The sequence below is a fragment of the Streptomyces sp. NPDC086989 genome, from assembly GCF_044745505.1.
Taxonomy (GTDB): Bacteria; Actinomycetota; Actinomycetes; order Streptomycetales; family Streptomycetaceae; genus Streptomyces.
The window spans coordinates 570,023-585,571 of the sequence record NZ_JBIVAL010000002.1 but is presented as its reverse complement, the minus strand read 5'-3'; the positions used below and the strand labels follow the sequence as shown (position 1 = coordinate 585,571).

The 15,549-nt window shown below is 70.9% G+C and carries 14 protein-coding genes and 1 riboswitch; of the genes, 6 read left to right on the top strand and 8 right to left on the bottom strand.

All coding sequences use genetic code 11. The features are described from left to right. Nucleotides 1-14: 14 nt before the first annotated feature. On the bottom strand, nucleotides 15-1,454 hold the full coding sequence (locus tag ACIPK4_RS06395) for a gamma-aminobutyraldehyde dehydrogenase (protein ID WP_402309617.1): 1,440 nt from the start codon (nucleotides 1,452-1,454) through the stop codon (nucleotides 15-17). A 169-nt stretch (nucleotides 1,455-1,623) separates the two neighbouring features. Between ACIPK4_RS06395 and ACIPK4_RS06390 the strand changes: the two genes are divergently transcribed. The 6 genes from ACIPK4_RS06390 to ACIPK4_RS06365 all read left to right on the top strand — a co-directional run bounded on the left by ACIPK4_RS06390 (nucleotide 1,624) and on the right by ACIPK4_RS06365 (nucleotide 7,674). Beyond that, nucleotides 1,624-2,127 carry an Lrp/AsnC family transcriptional regulator gene (locus tag ACIPK4_RS06390; RefSeq protein WP_030298396.1) on the top strand — a complete coding sequence of 168 codons (504 nt, stop codon included), beginning with the start codon at nucleotides 1,624-1,626 and terminating at the stop codon, nucleotides 2,125-2,127. Nucleotides 2,128-2,130: 3 nt separating this feature from the next. Beyond that, nucleotides 2,131-3,492 (top strand): aspartate aminotransferase family protein, encoded by a 1,362-nt coding sequence (locus tag ACIPK4_RS06385; RefSeq protein WP_376202461.1) that lies wholly within the window; start codon nucleotides 2,131-2,133, stop codon nucleotides 3,490-3,492. A gap of 177 nt (nucleotides 3,493-3,669) precedes the next feature. After that, nucleotides 3,670-4,473, top strand: coding sequence for an ABC transporter ATP-binding protein (locus ACIPK4_RS06380; RefSeq protein WP_402309616.1), 804 nt, complete (start codon nucleotides 3,670-3,672; stop codon nucleotides 4,471-4,473). Continuing rightward, a complete protein-coding gene (locus tag ACIPK4_RS06375; protein ID WP_402309614.1) occupies nucleotides 4,455-5,528 on the top strand; it encodes a hypothetical protein in 1,074 nt (357 codons plus the stop codon). Before ACIPK4_RS06380 ends, ACIPK4_RS06375 begins: the two co-directional genes overlap by 19 nt. A 26-nt stretch (nucleotides 5,529-5,554) precedes the next feature. Further along, nucleotides 5,555-6,646, top strand: a complete 1,092-nt coding sequence (locus ACIPK4_RS06370; RefSeq protein ID WP_402309612.1) for an LOG family protein — start codon at nucleotides 5,555-5,557, stop codon at nucleotides 6,644-6,646. 125 nt (nucleotides 6,647-6,771) lie between these two features. Further along, complete coding sequence (locus ACIPK4_RS06365) at nucleotides 6,772-7,674, top strand: hypothetical protein (protein WP_402309610.1); 903 nt, start codon at nucleotides 6,772-6,774, stop codon at nucleotides 7,672-7,674. Nucleotides 7,675-7,779: 105 nt separating this feature from the next. Here the strand turns inward: ACIPK4_RS06365 and ACIPK4_RS06360 are convergent, their stop codons facing one another. The 7 genes from ACIPK4_RS06360 to pyrH form a co-directional block, all read right to left on the bottom strand. After that, nucleotides 7,780-8,802 carry an ABC transporter ATP-binding protein gene (locus ACIPK4_RS06360; RefSeq protein WP_402309608.1) on the bottom strand — a complete coding sequence of 341 codons (1,023 nt, stop codon included), beginning with the start codon at nucleotides 8,800-8,802 and terminating at the stop codon, nucleotides 7,780-7,782. Then, nucleotides 8,802-10,418, bottom strand: coding sequence for an ABC transporter permease (locus ACIPK4_RS06355; RefSeq protein WP_402309742.1), 1,617 nt, complete (start codon nucleotides 10,416-10,418; stop codon nucleotides 8,802-8,804). Before ACIPK4_RS06355 ends, ACIPK4_RS06360 begins: the two co-directional genes overlap by 1 nt. 59 nt (nucleotides 10,419-10,477) lie before the next feature. Continuing rightward, nucleotides 10,478-11,575 (bottom strand): thiamine ABC transporter substrate binding subunit, encoded by a 1,098-nt coding sequence (locus tag ACIPK4_RS06350; RefSeq protein ID WP_402309607.1) that lies wholly within the window; start codon nucleotides 11,573-11,575, stop codon nucleotides 10,478-10,480. Nucleotides 11,576-11,660: 85 nt separating this feature from the next. Further along, nucleotides 11,661-11,786, bottom strand: a riboswitch (TPP riboswitch). A gap of 25 nt (nucleotides 11,787-11,811) precedes the next feature. Further along, nucleotides 11,812-12,927, bottom strand: coding sequence for a 23S rRNA (adenine(2503)-C(2))-methyltransferase RlmN (gene rlmN / locus ACIPK4_RS06345; RefSeq protein ID WP_054226504.1), 1,116 nt, complete (start codon nucleotides 12,925-12,927; stop codon nucleotides 11,812-11,814). A 123-nt stretch (nucleotides 12,928-13,050) separates the two neighbouring features. Beyond that, a complete protein-coding gene (locus tag ACIPK4_RS06340; RefSeq protein WP_402309604.1) occupies nucleotides 13,051-14,127 on the bottom strand; it encodes a phosphatidate cytidylyltransferase in 1,077 nt (358 codons plus the stop codon). Further along, nucleotides 14,127-14,684, bottom strand: a complete 558-nt coding sequence (frr, locus tag ACIPK4_RS06335) for a ribosome recycling factor (protein ID WP_030298420.1) — start codon at nucleotides 14,682-14,684, stop codon at nucleotides 14,127-14,129. The genes ACIPK4_RS06340 and frr overlap by 1 nt, the downstream gene beginning before the upstream one ends. A gap of 84 nt (nucleotides 14,685-14,768) precedes the next feature. Further along, nucleotides 14,769-15,548 carry a UMP kinase gene (gene pyrH, locus ACIPK4_RS06330; protein ID WP_054226535.1) on the bottom strand — a complete coding sequence of 260 codons (780 nt, stop codon included), beginning with the start codon at nucleotides 15,546-15,548 and terminating at the stop codon, nucleotides 14,769-14,771. Between the last annotated feature and the right edge of the window lies 1 nt (nucleotide 15,549).

Genomic DNA, 15,549 nt, shown 5'->3' with positions numbered 1-15,549 from the left:
TCCGCGGAGACCGGTCAGCCGTCGAGCGAGGTCATCACGTGCTTGATGCGGGTGTAGTCCTCGAAGCCATAGGCGGAGAGGTCCTTGCCGTAGCCGGACTTCTTGAAGCCGCCGTGCGGCATCTCGGCGACGAGCGGGATGTGGGTGTTGATCCACACGCAGCCGAAGTCGAGGTTCTTGGACATGCGCATCGCCCGGCCGTGGTCCTTGGTCCACACCGAGGAGGCGAGGGCGAACTCGACGCCGTTCGCGTACTCGAGGGCCTGGGCCTCGTCCGTGAAGGACTGGACGGTGATGACGGGGCCGAAGACCTCGTTCTGGATGATCTCGTCGTCCTGCTTGAGGCCCGAGACCACGGTCGGGGCGTAGAAGTAACCCTTGTCGCCGACCTGGTGGCCGCCCGCCTCGACCTTGGCGTGCGCGGGGAGGCGCTCGATGAAGCCGGCCACCTGCTTGAGCTGGTTCGGGTTGTTCAGCGGGCCGTAGAGCACGTCCTCGTCGTCCGGCTGGCCGGTCTTCGTGTCGGCGGCGGCCTTGGCGAGGGCGGTCACGAACTCGTCGTGGACGGACTCGTGCACGAGCACGCGGGTCGCCGCGGTGCAGTCCTGGCCGGCGTTGAAGTAGCCGGCGACCGCGATGTCCTCGACGGCCTTGGCGATGTCGGCGTCCTCGAAGACCACGACGGGGGCCTTGCCGCCGAGCTCCAGGTGGACGCGCTTGACGTCCTTCGAGGCGCTCTCGGCGACCTGCATGCCGGCGCGTACCGAGCCGGTGATGGAGGCCATCGCCGGGGTGGAGTGCTCGACCATGGCCTTGCCGGTCTCGCGGTCGCCGCACACGACGTTGAAGACGCCCTTGGGCAGGACCGAGTCGATGATCTCCGCCATCAGGACGGTGGAGGCGGGGGTGGTGTCCGAGGGCTTGAGCACCACGGTGTTGCCCGCGGCGATCGCCGGGGCGAACTTCCACACGGCCATCATCATCGGGTAGTTCCACGGCGCGACCTGGGCACACACGCCGACCGGCTCACGGCGGATGATCGAGGTCATCCCGTCCATGTACTCGCCGGCCGAGCGGCCCTCCAGGAGGCGGGCCGCACCCGCGAAGAAGCGGATCTGGTCCACCATCGGCGGGAGCTCCTCGCTGGCCGTGAGGCCCAGCGGCTTGCCGGTGTTCTCCGACTCGGCGGCCACGAGCTCGTCCGCGCGCGCCTCGAAGGCGTCCGCGATCTTGAGCAGGGCCTTCTGGCGCTCGGCCGGGGTGGTGTCGCGCCAGCCCGGGAAGGCGGCAGCGGCGGCGGCCATGGCGGCGTCGACATCGGCCTGGCCGGAGAGCGGGGCGGTGGCGTACACCTCGCCGGTGGCGGGGTTGACCACCTCGGTGGTCCGCCCGTCGGCGGCGTCCTTGAACTCTCCGCCGATGTAGTTGCGCAGACGACGCAGTTCGGTGGTCACTCCAGCCACACTCCTGATCACATGTCCAACGATTGAGACGAATCCCAATCCTAGCCCCTAGGCGGACGCTTTCGGCAGGGCCAGACATCACGAACTACGAAATCGGTGAGATCCAAGACTCGAAACAACGGATTTCATCGATTCCGTCTTGCGGAACAGACGACTCCTCGTGCACAGTGAGGTCGTGGTCAGTCGAAGCGCAGATTCCAGGAACAGACAACCGTCCCCTTCGGTCGATGCTGTGTCCCTGGCGATCATCGAGCAACTGCAGGAGGACGGTCGCCGTCCCTACGCAGCGATCGGCAAGGCCGTCGGCCTGTCGGAGGCAGCCGTGCGCCAGCGCGTGCAGAAGCTGCTCGACCAGGGCGTCATGCAGATCGTCGCCGTCACCGACCCGCTCACCGTGGGTCTGCGGCGCCAGGCCATGGTCGGCATCAACGTCGAGGGGGACCTCGACCCGGTGGCCGACGCACTGACCCAGATGGCCGAGTGCGAGTACGTGGTCATGACCGCGGGCTCGTTCGACCTGATGGTGGAAATCGTCTGCGAGGACGACGACCACCTGCTGGAGACGATCAACAAGAAGATCCGCGCGCTCCCCGGCGTGCGATCAACCGAAAGCTTCGTATATCTGAAGCTGAAGAAGCAGACCTACATGTGGGGAACTCGATAGCCCGTGAGCCAGGACCTCTCCAAGACCGCGTACGACCACCTGTGGATGCACTTCACCCGCATGTCGTCGTACGAGAACTCCCCCGTCCCCACCATCGTTCGGGGTGAGGGAACCTACATCTTCGACGACAAGGGCAAGCGCTACCTGGACGGTCTCGCCGGACTGTTCGTGGTCAACGCCGGTCACGGCCGCAAGGAACTGGCCGAGGTCGCCTACAAGCAGGCCCAGGAGCTCGCCTTCTTCCCCGTGTGGTCGTACGCCCACCCCAAGGCCGTCGAGCTGGCCGAGCGCCTCGCCCACTACGCCCCGGGCGACCTGAACAAGGTCTTCTTCACCACCGGCGGCGGCGAAGCCGTCGAGACCGCGTGGAAACTCGCCAAGCAGTACTTCAAGCTGCAGGGCAAGCACACCAAGTACAAGGTCATCTCGCGTGCGGTCGCCTACCACGGCACCCCGCAGGGCGCCCTGTCCATCACCGGTCTGCCGGCCCTGAAGGCCCCCTTCGAGCCGCTGGTCCCCGGCGCGCACAAGGTGCCGAACACCAACATCTACCGCGCCCCGATCCACGGCGACGACCCCGAGGCCTTCGGCCGCTGGTGCGCCGACCAGATCGAGCAGCAGATCCTCTTCGAGGGTGCCGACACCGTCGCCGCCGTCTTCCTGGAGCCGGTGCAGAACGCGGGCGGCTGCTTCCCGCCGCCGCCCGGGTACTTCCAGCGGGTCCGCGAGATCTGCGACGAGTACGACGTGCTCCTCGTCTCCGACGAGACGATCTGCGCCTTCGGCCGCCTCGGCACGATGTTCGCCTGTGACAAGTTCGACTACGTCCCGGACATGATCACCTGCGCCAAGGGCATGACCTCGGGCTACTCCCCGATCGGCGCCTGCATCATCTCGGACCGCCTCGCCGAGCCGTTCTACAAGGGTGACAACACCTTCCTGCACGGCTACACCTTCGGCGGACACCCGGTGTCCTCCGCGGTGGCGATCGCCAACCTCGACATCTTCGACAAGGAAGGCCTCAACCAGCACGTGCTGGACAACGAGGGCGCCTTCCTCAAGACGCTGCAGAAGCTGCACGACCTGCCGATCGTCGGCGACGTCCGCGGCAACGGCTTCTTCTACGGCATCGAGCTCGTCAAGGACAAGGTCACCAAGGAGTCCTTCACGGACGAGGAGACGGAGCGCGTGCTCTACGGCTTCCTCTCCAAGGCGCTCTTCGACAACGGCCTGTACTGCCGTGCCGACGACCGTGGGGACCCGGTCATCCAGCTGGCCCCGCCGCTGATCGCGGACCAGGGCACCTTCGACGAGATCGAAGGCATCCTGCGCTCGGTGCTCACCGAGGCGTGGACCAAGCTCTAAGAGCTCTGAAGAGCAGCAGACAGTCCGAACCACACGGCCCGGATCGCCCGTTCGAGTGAGAACGGGGGGTCCGGGCCGCGTGCTGTCACCATTCAAGACGTTCATCTCTTTACATCTCAGTGCGGCGCCAGTGACCGAACCGGCTCCGCTTCGTTCCCCCGGACGGAGGTGTACGCCATGGTGGCTCCACCGGACAACGCCCCACCGGACAACGACGTCCTCTGGGCCCGGTCCGTTCACTACTCCCACCGGGGGTCCCCACGGACGAAGTCCGCAGGAGGCTCACCCGCCCTCATCGGGGTCTCGCTCGGTGTCCGTCAGGGCGAGATCCTGGCCCTGACCGGCCCCCGCGGCAGCGGAAAGACCACCCTGCTGCGCTGTCTGGCCGGCCATCTGGTGCCCGAACAGGGCGAGATCTGGTTCAACAGCGTGCCCGTCCACACCATGGGCGCCGTGGCCCGCGAACGGCTGCGCCGCGACCGGTTCGGCTGGATCGGCCCCGAGCCCCTGCTGCTGCCCGAACTCAAGGTGTGGGAGAACGCGGCCCTGCCCCTGCTGGTCGCCGGCGCCTCCCACCGCACCGCCAAGGCCGCCGCCTGCGAATGGCTGGACCGGCTCGACATCGGCGCGTTCGCCCGCAAGCGCCCCGGCTCCCTGACCCGGGCCGAGTCCCAGCGCGTCGCCCTCGCCCGGGCGCTGGCGGGCGGACCCTCCGTGGTCTTCGCCGACGAACCCACCGCCCCGCTGCACCGCACCGAGTGCGCCCTGCTGCTGCGTACGCTCACCACCGCGGCCCGCTCGCACGGGATCACCGTGCTGCTGGCCACCCACGACGAGGAGACCGCCGCCGTCGCCGACCGCCGGGTCGCCCTGCTCGACGGCCGCCCCGCGAGTGCCGCGTCCGCCGTCGGCGTGCTCGACGTCGACGGTCCGCCCGAGGAGAGTCCGGGAGGGCAGGCCGCGTGCTCGCTCTCCGCCTAGCCCGCGGCTCCCGCCCGCTCGTCCAGGTGCGCCGGCTCCTGGTCGCAGCCGCCTGCGCGGGCACCGGATTCCTGCTGCTGTACGTGCTCGCCGGGGCCACCGCCCACCCTGTCGGATCGTTCCCGCGGCTGCTGTGGGCCCTGGTCCCGTTCGCCGTCACCGTGCAGTTCGCGGTCGCCGTCGCGCGGACCGACCCCGCGACCCGGCCGCGGGAGGGGCTGGACGCCGTCGGGCTGGGCCCCGTACGGATCATGTTCGTCGCGGCGCTCTCCACCGCCGTCGCCTGCACCCTGGGCAGCGCCCTGGCCCTGGCCGCCTTCCTGCACCTGCGGGGCGACCTCGCCGGGCTGCCCTTCGACGGAGCCGGGGCCGCACTGCTGCACGCCGACCGGCCGCTGCCCGTGGCGGCGGCCCTGACCCTGGTGGCCCTGCTCCCGCTGGCGGCCTCCGTCGCGACGGCCCTCGCCCTGCGCCCGCACCCCCCGCTGGCCCCGCAGACCGCCCTGCCCTGGGGCATCGCCGTCACCGCCTGCGGACTGGCGGTCGAGGCGTACGCGGGCCTCGGCGGCGCGGGCATGCCGGCCGGATGGGCACTCACCGCCGTCGGGCTCTCCCTCGCCGGGCCGGGCCTGGCCTACGCCTGCGGGGCCCTGGTCCAGTCTGTCCGCCCGGGCGCCCTGCGGCTGCTCGCCGGGCGGGCCCTCCAGGAGGACGCGCCGCGGCTCGGCCGCCCGCTCGGTGTCCTGTGCGCGGTCGGCGCGGGCGCCCTCACCGCCGTGGCCCTGCGCGACCGGGGCGGATTCGCCGTCCCGCTGGGCCCGCTCACCGGCCCGGCCTGCGCCCTGGTGGTGCTGTGCGCGGGTGCGACCTTGCTCACGTGCGCGGTGGAGGTCCGCCAGGACCGCTCCGCCTCCCGCCGGACCCTGCGCGACCTCGGAACTCCGGGCTCTGTCCTGCGTACCGCCGCGGTGGTGCGGGCCGCCGCACTGGTGGCCGTGTGCGGACCGGTCGTGTGGGGTGTGGCACAGCTGACCTCGCTGGCGTTGACCCGCTGACACGGGCAGCCCTTAGGGTGGGCCGAATGGTCAACGCAGACATCGAGATCGAGACGCTCGCCGAATTCGACCAGGTCGTGGCCCGCGGTTCACTCAGCGGCTACCGGGTCCAGTCGGTCAACCTGATGGAGCGCACGTTCGCCCTGCTGTCCGCCGACACCTCCGCGGCCGTGTTCCTGGGCTGCCCGATGGAGCCCGACGCCTCGGCGAAGGTGCGCGCCGACGGCGCGCTCGTCTTCCCACCCGTGCCGGACCTTCCGTTCAACCCGTACCGCGGCCTGCTGTACACCGCCGACGAGCTGTTCACGGGTCTGTCCGCGGGCTACGAGGCCACCCCTGACGCCCAGTCGTACGCCTGGTTCCAGGAGACCAAGGCCGACGGCGACGTCTTCTCCTCGATGCTGCGCTCCGTCCACGACGACGCGGTCTCCGACGCCCTCGACGAACACCTCGCCGGCGCCCGGGTGGTGGGCGTCATGGGCGGCCACGCGATGGCCCGCGGCGGCCTGGACTACCAGGGCGCCGCCGAGCTCGGCCGGACCCTGGCCCGCTGGGGAGCGACCGTGGCCACGGGCGGCGGCCCGGGCGCGATGGAGGCGGCCAACCTCGGCGCCTACCTGGCGCCGGCCCCGGACGAGGCCCTCACGGAAGCGCTGGAGATCCTGGCCAAGGCCCCGTCGTTCACGCCGTCGGTGTCCGACTGGGCGCGGGCGGCGTTCACCGTGCGGGACCGCTGGCCCTGCGGCGGCGACTCGGTGGGGATCCCCACCTGGTTCTACGGGCACGAGCCGCCCAACGCGTTCGCCGGTCACATCGCCAAGTACTTCGCGAACGCCACCCGGGAGGACGGGCTGCTCGCCCGCTGCAACGCCGGCGTCGTGTTCCTGCCGGGCGCCGCGGGCACCCTCCAGGAGATATTCGACAACGCCACACCCAATTACTACGGGTCCCGGGGCGAGCCGACGCCGATGGTGCTGGTCGGGCGGACGCACTGGACCGAGCACCTGCCGGCATGGCCGCTGCTGCAGGCGCTCGCGCGCGGACGCGCGATGGCGTCGCGGATCGCGCTGGTCGACTCGGTGGACGAAGTGCCCGCCGTGCTCGACGCGATGAAGTGACCGCCGCGTCGAAGTGAGCGCCCCGGCGAAATGAGGTGCGGCCCGAGGCAACTTCCCGGCCCGATCGCACGTCTGCCATAGGTAATCAAAACGCAAAAACCTGCCAGACGTGAACGGAGCCCTCGGTGCTCATAGGCCTGCTGACCGCGATCGCGGCGTCCATCTGCTACGGCACGGGATCCGTCCTGCAAGCCGTGGGCTCGCGCCGGGCGGCCCGGACGTCCCCGGCCGCCGCGGGCGTGACCGCGCACGGCGGCCCGAACCTCTCGTCCACCGCGAAGGCGGCCATGACGTGGGAGTTCATCGTCGGCACCGTCCTGGACTTCGTGGGCTTCGGGCTGGGCGCGCTGGCCGCCCGGCTGCTGCCCCTCTTCCTCTCCCAGACGGTGATCAGCGCCAACCTGGTCATCACGGCCGTGCTCAGCGTCAAGATGCTGGGCATCCGGCTGACCCGGAAGGAATGGACCTCGATCGGGGTCGTCTGCGCGGCGCTGGTGCTGCTGGCGACGGCCGCCGGCCACGAGGGCGGCCACCACGCCCCGGCGGCCACGCACTGGTGGCTGTTCGCGGTGACCCTGCTGATCATCGCGGGCGGCACGGTGGCCGTCCGGTTCCTGGGCGCCCGGGCCGCGATCCTGGCCGGCCTGCTGTCGGGCCTGGCCTTCGGCGCGCTCGGCGTCGGCGTCCGGATCCTCGACGGGATCGACCCCTTCGCCCCGGGCACGCTGCTCGCCGACCCGGCCCTCTACTCCATCGTGCTGGCCGGCGTCGGCGGCATGTACCTGCACACGGTCGCCCTCCAGATCGGCTCGGTGAACGGCGCGACGGCCGCGCTGGTCGTCGGCGAGACCGTCCTGCCGGGCGCGATCGGTGTCCTCTGGCTGGGCGACGCGTCCCGTCCGGGCCTGGCGTGGCTCGCGGTCCTCGGCTTCGTCCTCGCCGTCACGGGCGCGGTCGCCGTCGCCTGGTACGGCAACCACGACGGAGCGCAGACCCCGGCGGAAGAGCTCAGCCCCGCCGGCGTCTGAGGCGCGGGGGCCGGGGCGGAGCCACGGGGGCCACGGGGTGGGACGCCTCCCGTCCGTGGTGCGGGGCGGCGGAAGAGTGGGGCGGGGAGCAGGACCTCCCGGTGGTCATGCCGCCGGGAGCACGACCACCTCGGCCGGTGAGAAGGCCACCGCCACCCGGTCACCCACCCCCGGCGCCCCGGCCAGCCCGCACTCCGCCTCCAGCTCCGGCCCCGCCTCCGGCCGCAACCGCAGCGCCACGTGCGTCCCCCGGAACGTCCGCGCGAGCACGTCGCACCGCAGACCGGCGGCCGCCTGCACCACCCCGGCAGGCCGGATGAGCAGGGTCTGCTCCCCCTCCGGCGACCCGGCCGGCACCTGGACCCTTCCCCAGGCCGTCACCGCGGCCCCGCCCGACACCACCGCCGGGATCACGTTCTCGAAGCCGAGGAAGCGCGCCACGAACTCCGAGGCCGGCCGCTGCCAGACCTCCAGCGGGGTCCCGGCCTGCGCGATCCGCCCGTCCTGCATCACCACCACCCGGTCGGCCAGGGCGAAGGCCTCGCCCTGGTCGTGGGTGACGGCCAGGACCGTGGTCCCGAGCCGGGAGAACAACTCCCGCAGCTCCACCACCAGCCGCTCGCGCAGTCCCCGGTCCAGCTGTCCCAGCGGTTCGTCCAGCATCAGCAGCCGCGGTGAGGGGGCCAGGGCCCGGGCCAGGGCGACCCGCTGCTGCTCACCTCCCGACAGCGAGGCCACCGAGCGGCCCTGGGCCCCGGGGAGGCCCACCAGTTCCAGCAACTGCGCGACCTTCGCCTCGTACGCGCCCCGGGCAGAACCCCGTACGCGCAGCCCGAACGCGACGTTCCCGGCCACGTCCCGGTGCGGGAACAACTGGTGGTCCTGGAACATCAGGCCGACCCCGCGCCGGTGCACGGGCACCCGCGCCTGGTCCGCCCCGTCCAGCAGGACCCGCCCGGCCGAGACCGGCTGGAGTCCGGCCACCACCCGCAGCAGCGTGGACTTCCCGCTCCCGCTCGGCCCCAGCACGCAGACGACCTCGTGCTCGGCCACATCCAGGTCCACAGCGTCGACGACGGCACGCTCGCCGAAGCGGACCGACACCCCGGCCAGTTCGAGCAACGTCATCAGAACTCTCCCGAGGTCTTGTCCGGGCGCAGCCGCTCCAGCAGCAACAGGGACACCGCGCACACCAGCATCAGAATCGTGCTCAGGGCCATGGCCTGCCCGTAGTTCATCTCCCCGGCCCGCCCCAGCAGCCGGGCGACGGCCACCGGCAGCGTCGGGCGGTCGGGCCGGGCGATGAACACGGTCGCGCCGAACTCCCCGAGCGAGACGGCGAAGGCGAACCCGGCGGCGATCAGCAGCGCCCGCCGCACCAGCGGCAGGTCCACCTCCCGCCAGGCCCGCAGCGGGGACGCCCCGAGCACGGCGGCGGCCTCCCGCAGCCGCCCGTCCACGGCACGCAGCACCGGCAGCATGCTCCGTACGACGAAGGGCACGCCCACCAGCGCCTGCGCGAGCGGCACCAGGATCCACGAGGTCCGCAGGTCCAGCGGCGGCTCGTCCAGGGTGATCAGGAACCCGAAGCCGACGGTCACCGCCGACACCCCGAGCGGAAGCATCAGCAGCGCGTCGAACCCGCGCACGAAGCGGCCCCCGCGCCGGGTCAGTGCCGCGGCCGCGAGCCCCCCGATCAGCAGGGCGATGGCGGTGGCGGCGAGCGCGTACTGCAGCGAGTTCCAGATGGCCTCCAGCGGTGGCACCAGGAACGTTCCGCCGCCCGCGCCCACCTCCTGGAGCGCCCGGTAGAAGCCGAACCCGTAACCGCCGGGCGCGTCGAGGGAGCGCTCCACCAGGACCACCAGCGGCGCCACGATCAGCAGCGCCACGGTCAGCAGCACCCCGCCCAGCAGGGCGCGCTGCCCCGGCCCGCTCGGCCGGTGCGCGGTCCGTGCCGGGTCCACGAGCCGCAGGGCGGTCTCGCGCCGGCGCACCGTCCAGGCGTGGACGGCGAGGATCAGGCCGACTGCGACGAACTGCACCATCGTCAGGACGGCGGCCGTCGACAGGTCCAGCAGCTGCGCGGTCTGCCGGTAGACCTCCACCTCCAGGGTGGCGTACGAGGGTCCGCCCAGGATCTGCACGACGCCGAAGGAGGTGAACGTGAACAGGAACACCATCAGCGCGGCCGCGGCCACCGCCGGGCCGAGCGCGGGCAGCGTCACCCGCCGCCAGGCGGCGAAGCGCCCGGCGCCCAGCACCCGGGCGGCCTCCTCCTGACGCGGGTCCAGCTGCGCCCAGAGGCCGCCGACCGTCCGTACGACGACGGCGTAGTTGAAGAAGACGTGCGCGAGCAGGATCGCCCACACGGTGGTGTCCAGCCGCACGCCCCACAGCTCGTCCAGCAGCCCGCCCCGCCCGACCAGCGCCAGGAAGGCGGTGCCGACCACCACGGTCGGCAGCACGAACGGGACCGTGACCACCGCCCGCAGCAGCTGTTTGCCGGGGAACTCGAAGCGCGCGAAGACGTACGCGCCGGGGAGTGCGATCAGCAGCGTGAGCGCCGTGGAGGCGCACGCCTGCCAGGTGGTGAACCAGAGCACGTCGGCGATGTCCGGCCGGGTCAGCACCTCGCCGATCCGGCCGAACTGCCAGCCCTCGTCGGTCTTGATCCCGCGGCCGACGATCGCGGCCACGGGGTAGGCGAAGAACAGCGCGAAGAAGGCGAGCGGCACGGCCATCAGGGCGAGCCTGGAGGCCGTGGCGCGCGCGCCCTCCTTCACGGGAGTGCCCTCGCGTCCTACTTCACGACGAGCGAGGACCATGCCTTGACCCACTGCTCACGGTTCTTGGCGATGGTCTCCGGAGGGACGGTCTCCGGCTTCTCGATGACCACGCCGTGCTTCGTGAACAGCTCCGGCAGCTGCGCGTCCTTGGTCACCGGGTTCACGAACATCTGGAGCGGCATGTCCTCCTGGAACTTCTTGCCCACCAGGAAGTCGAGGAGCGCCTTGCCGCCCTCCTCGTTCTTCGCGCCCTTGAGCAGGCCGGCGAACTCGACCTGGCGGAAGCAGGTTCCGGTGGAGACGCCCGTGGGGGCCTCGGCCGGCTGCGGCTCGCCGTAGAGGACCTCGGCCGGCGGGCTGGAGGCGTAGGAGACGACCAGCGGGCGGTCGCCCTTGGCCTTCTTGCCGCCGGCGGAGCCCGAGAAGCGCTCGTTGTAGGCCTGCTCCCAGCCGTCGACGACCTCGACGCCATTGGCCTTGAGCTTGGTCCAGTAGTCCTTCCATCCCTCGTCGCCGTACTTGCCGATGGAGGCGAGGAGGAAGCCGAGGCCCGGCGAGGACGTCGCCGCGTTCTCGGTGACCAGCAGGTTCTTGTACTCCGGCTTGATCAGGTCGTCGAGCGTCTGCGGCGGGGCGATCTTCTTGTCGGCGAAGTACGCCTTGTCGTAGTTGACGCAGATGTCGCCGGAGTCGATGGGGGTCACCCGGTGCTCCTTGTCGAGCACGTACTCGGGCTTCACGTCGGCCAGGCCCTTGACCTCGTACGGCGTGAAGATGCCGTTGTCGAGGGCGCGCGAGAGCAGCGTGTTGTCCACGCCGAAGAAGACGTCGCCGCGCGGGGAGCCCTTGGTGAGGATCTCCTGGTTGAGGGCGGCGCCCGCGTCCCCGGACTTCAGGACCTTGACGGTGTAGCCGCTCTGCTGCTCGAACTCCTTGAGGACCGAGTCGGTCACGTTGAAGGAGTCGTGGGAGACGAGCGTGACGGTCTTGGACTTCGGGGACCCGCTCGCGGCGGCGCCCTCGTCCTTCTTGCCGCCGCCGCACGCGGCGAGCGTGCTCACGCCGAGGGCTGCGGCCAGCGCCGCACCCGCGATCTTCCTGGTGGTGCTCACGGAACATTCCTCCTGGGTTGACCAGGAGAAGACGCGGCCCTGCCCGGACGCCCTCGTGGAGGGCGTCCGGGCAGGGCGCAACAGCTTGAGGTGGTGACCGAACTTCCTACCCAGAATGACCTGGGCAAGGTTCAGAGGGTCTGCGGCCGACGCGCTCGCGAAAAGCGTGTGGCCGCACTCTCAGCGCTGTGGCGCTCCCCTGTCGGAAATGAGTATGCAGATATACGCGTGTCAGCCTACCGCTCGCTCGCGGCGAGCTGGCCGCAGGCACCGTCGATCTCCTGGCCCCGGGTGTCACGGACGGTCACCGGCACGCCGTGGCGGGCGATGGCCTCGACGAAGGCCTTCTCGTCCTCGGGGCGCGAAGCGGTCCACTTGGAGCCGGGCGTCGGGTTCAGCGGGATCAGGTTGACGTGGACGCGCTTGCCCTTGAGCAGCCGGCCGAGGAGGTCACCGCGCCAGGCCTGGTCGTTGATGTCGCGGATCAGGGCGTACTCGATGGAGATCCGGCGGCCGGACTTCTCGGCGTACTCCCAGGCCGCGTCGAGGACCTCGCGGACCTTCCAGCGGGTGTTCACGGGGACGAGCGTGTCGCGCAGCTCGTCGTCGGGGGCGTGCAGCGAGACCGCGAGGCGGCACTTGAAGCCCTCGTCGGCGAACCGCAGCATCGCCGGGACCAGGCCGACGGTGGAGACGGTGATGCCGCGCTGCGACAGGCCCAGGCCGTCGGGCTCGGGGTCGGTGAGGCGGCGGATGGCGCCGACGACCCGCTTGTAGTTGGCGAGGGGCTCGCCCATGCCCATGAAGACGATGTTGGACAGCCGGGCCGGCCCGCCGGGGACCTCGCCGTCGCGCAGCGCGCGCATGCCGTCGACGATCTGGTGGACGATCTCGGCGGTCGACAGGTTGCGGTCCAGGCCCGCCTGGCCGGTGGCGCAGAACGGGCAGTTCATGCCGCAGCCGGCCTGCGAGGAGATGCACATGGTGACCCGGTCGGGGTAGCGCATCAGCACGGACTCGACGAGCGTGCCGTCGTGCAGCTTCCACAGGGTCTTGCGGGTGGTGTCGTCGTCGCACGAGATGTGCCGGATGACGTTCATCAGCTCGGGGAGCAGCTCCTCCCGGAGCTTCTCCCGGGAGGACGCCGGAATGTCGGTCCACTCGGCCGGGTCGTGCGCGTACCGGGCGAAGTAGTGCTGCGAGAGCTGCTTGGCGCGGAACGGCTTCTCACCGATCGCGGCCACGGCTTCCCGGCGCTCCTCGGGCGTGAGGTCGGCAAGGTGCCGCGGCGGCTTCTTGGCTCCGCGGGGTGCGACGAAGGTGAGCTCTCCCGGAACAGGACGGGGGGCCATGAGTGGTACTCCTCAAGTCTGGCGAACCAGCGGCGGGCGACCTCCGCGCACGGTCCATCCCCGCAGACACGGGGAAAGCGCGCCACTCACCAGTGGCGCGCTTTCCAGGATAACCCGGGCGGCTCAGCCCGTTCCGACGAAGGCCGCGAGCAGCAGCCACACCACCGGGGCGGTCGGGAGCAGGGAGTCGAGCCGGTCCATGATGCCGCCGTGGCCCGGCAGCAGCGTGCCCATGTCCTTGATGCCCAGGTCCCGCTTGATCATGGACTCGCCGAGGTCGCCCAGCGTGGCGCTGACCGCGACGGCGAGACCGAGCAGCAGGCCCTGCCACCAGGCGCCCCCGTCGATCAGGAACTCCATGCACAGCGCGCCCGCCGCCATCGCGAAGGCCACTGCGCCCAGCAGTCCCTCGCGGGTCTTGCCGGGGCTGATGCGCGGAGCCAGCTTGTGCTTGCCGAAGCGCCAGCCCACGGCGTAGGCCCCGGTGTCGCTGACCACGGTCAGGAGCAGGAACGTGACCACCCGCTGCGGGCCGTCGTCCGCGGTGAGCAGCATCGCGACGAAGGTGGCCAGGAAGGGCACGTAGAACGCCGCGAAGACGCCCGCCGTGACGTCCTTGAGGTAGTCCTCGGGCGGTTCGGTCATCCGCCAGACCAGGACCGCCAGCGCGGTCAGGGCCATCGCCACCCAGGCGCCCTCGGCGCCCCGGACGTATCCGGCGATGACCATGGCGGCGCCGCCGACCGCGAGCGGGACGAGCGGTGCCTTGATGCCCTTCTTCTCCTGGAGCCGGGAGGTGAGCTCCCACAGGCCCACGACGACCGCGACGACGATGACGCCGACGAAGACCGCCTTGACGATGAACAGCGAAGCGAAGATCACCGCACCGAGGCCGACACCGACCCCTATGGCGGCACGCAGGTCTCGCCCCGCCCGCTTCTTCTGCGGAGGGGGCGAAGCGTCCTGCGGTGCCTGCGAGGGCGGGGGCGGGGGGCTGGGCATGGGCTCCTGCGTCGGCGTCTCGGCGCGGAACGGGGGGCCGCCGTCGGCGGCGGCCCCCCGATCGCGTGCTTCCCGGTCGTCGAAGTCACGGCCGGCGGCATCGGGCACGATGGGCATGGGCCGAGTGTGCGGGCCCACCAGCGCATCGTATGCGGGACCCGCCGGAACCGGCTCCGTGGCCCAGGGAGAGTCGTTCATCAGACCTCGAGCAGCTCGGCTTCCTTGTGCTTGAGCAGCTCGTCCACCTGCGCGACGTACTTCGCGGTGGTGTCGTCGAGCTCCTTCTCCGCGCGGCGCACCTCGTCCTCGCCGGACTCCTTGTCCTTGACGAGCTTGTCGAGGGCGTCCTTCGCCTTGCGGCGGATGGAGCGGATCGAGACCTTGGAGTCCTCGGCCTTGGTGCGCGCGACCTTGATGTACTCCTTGCGGCGGTCCTGCGTCAGCTCGGGGAAGGTCACCCGGATGATGTTGCCGTCGTTGCTGGGGTTGACGCCCAGGTCGGAGTCGCGGATGGCCTGCTCGATGTTGCGCAGGGCGCTCTTGTCGAAGGGGGTCACGATCGCCATGCGCGGCTCGGGCACCGAGAAGGACGCGAGCTGGTTGATGGGCGTGATGGCGCCGTAGTAGTCCGCCACGATCTTGTTGAACATCGCCGGGTGCGCACGACCGGTGCGGATCGCGGCGAAGTCTTCCTTGGCGACGACGACGGCCTTCTCCATCTTCTCCTCGGCCTCGAGGAGGATTTCTTCGATCACCACGTGCTCCTGCATGTCAGATTTGGATGGTTCAGGCGGGCGGGGCGGGCTCGGCCCGGGGGGCCGGGCCCGGCGTCGGGACGCTCAGGCCCGGGTGCCCTGGTCGCTCACGAGCGTGCCGATCTTCTCACCCTTGACGGCGCGGGCGATATTGCCCTCGGTGAGCAGCTCGAAGACCAGGATCGGCAGCTTGTTGTCGCGGCACAGCGTGATGGCGGTGGCGTCGGCGACCTTGAGGTCGCGGGACAGCACCTCGCTGTACTCCAGCGCGTCGAACTTCACCGCGTCGGGGTTCTTCTTCGGGTCGGAGTCGTAGACCCCGTCGACACCGTTCTTGCCCATGAGCAGGGCCTCGGCGTCGATCTCCAGGGCGCGCTGGGCGGCCGTGGTGTCGGTGGAGAAGTAGGGCATGCCCATGCCTGCGCCGAAGATCACGACGCGGCCCTTCTCCAGGTGCCGCACGGCACGCAGCGGGATGTACGGCTCCGCGACCTGGCCCATGGTGATGGCGGTCTGCACACGGGAGTCGATGCCTTCCTTCTCCAGGAAGTCCTGGAGGGCGAGGCAGTTCATGACGGTGCCCAGCATGCCCATGTAGTCGGACCGCGCACGGTCCATGCCGCGCTGCTGGAGTTCGGCGCCGCGGAAGAAGTTCCCGCCGCCGATCACGACGGCGATCTCCGCGCCGCCACGGACCACCGCGCCGATTTCTCGCGCGATGGCATGGACGACGTCGGGGTCGACGCCCAGCCCTGTACCACCGGAGAAGGCTTCGCCCGACAGCTTCAGCATGAAGCGGCGGCCCTTCTTGTCGTGGTCGCTCTTGTCGTCGGAAGCGGTGTGGGGGTCCACGCCCTGATTCATG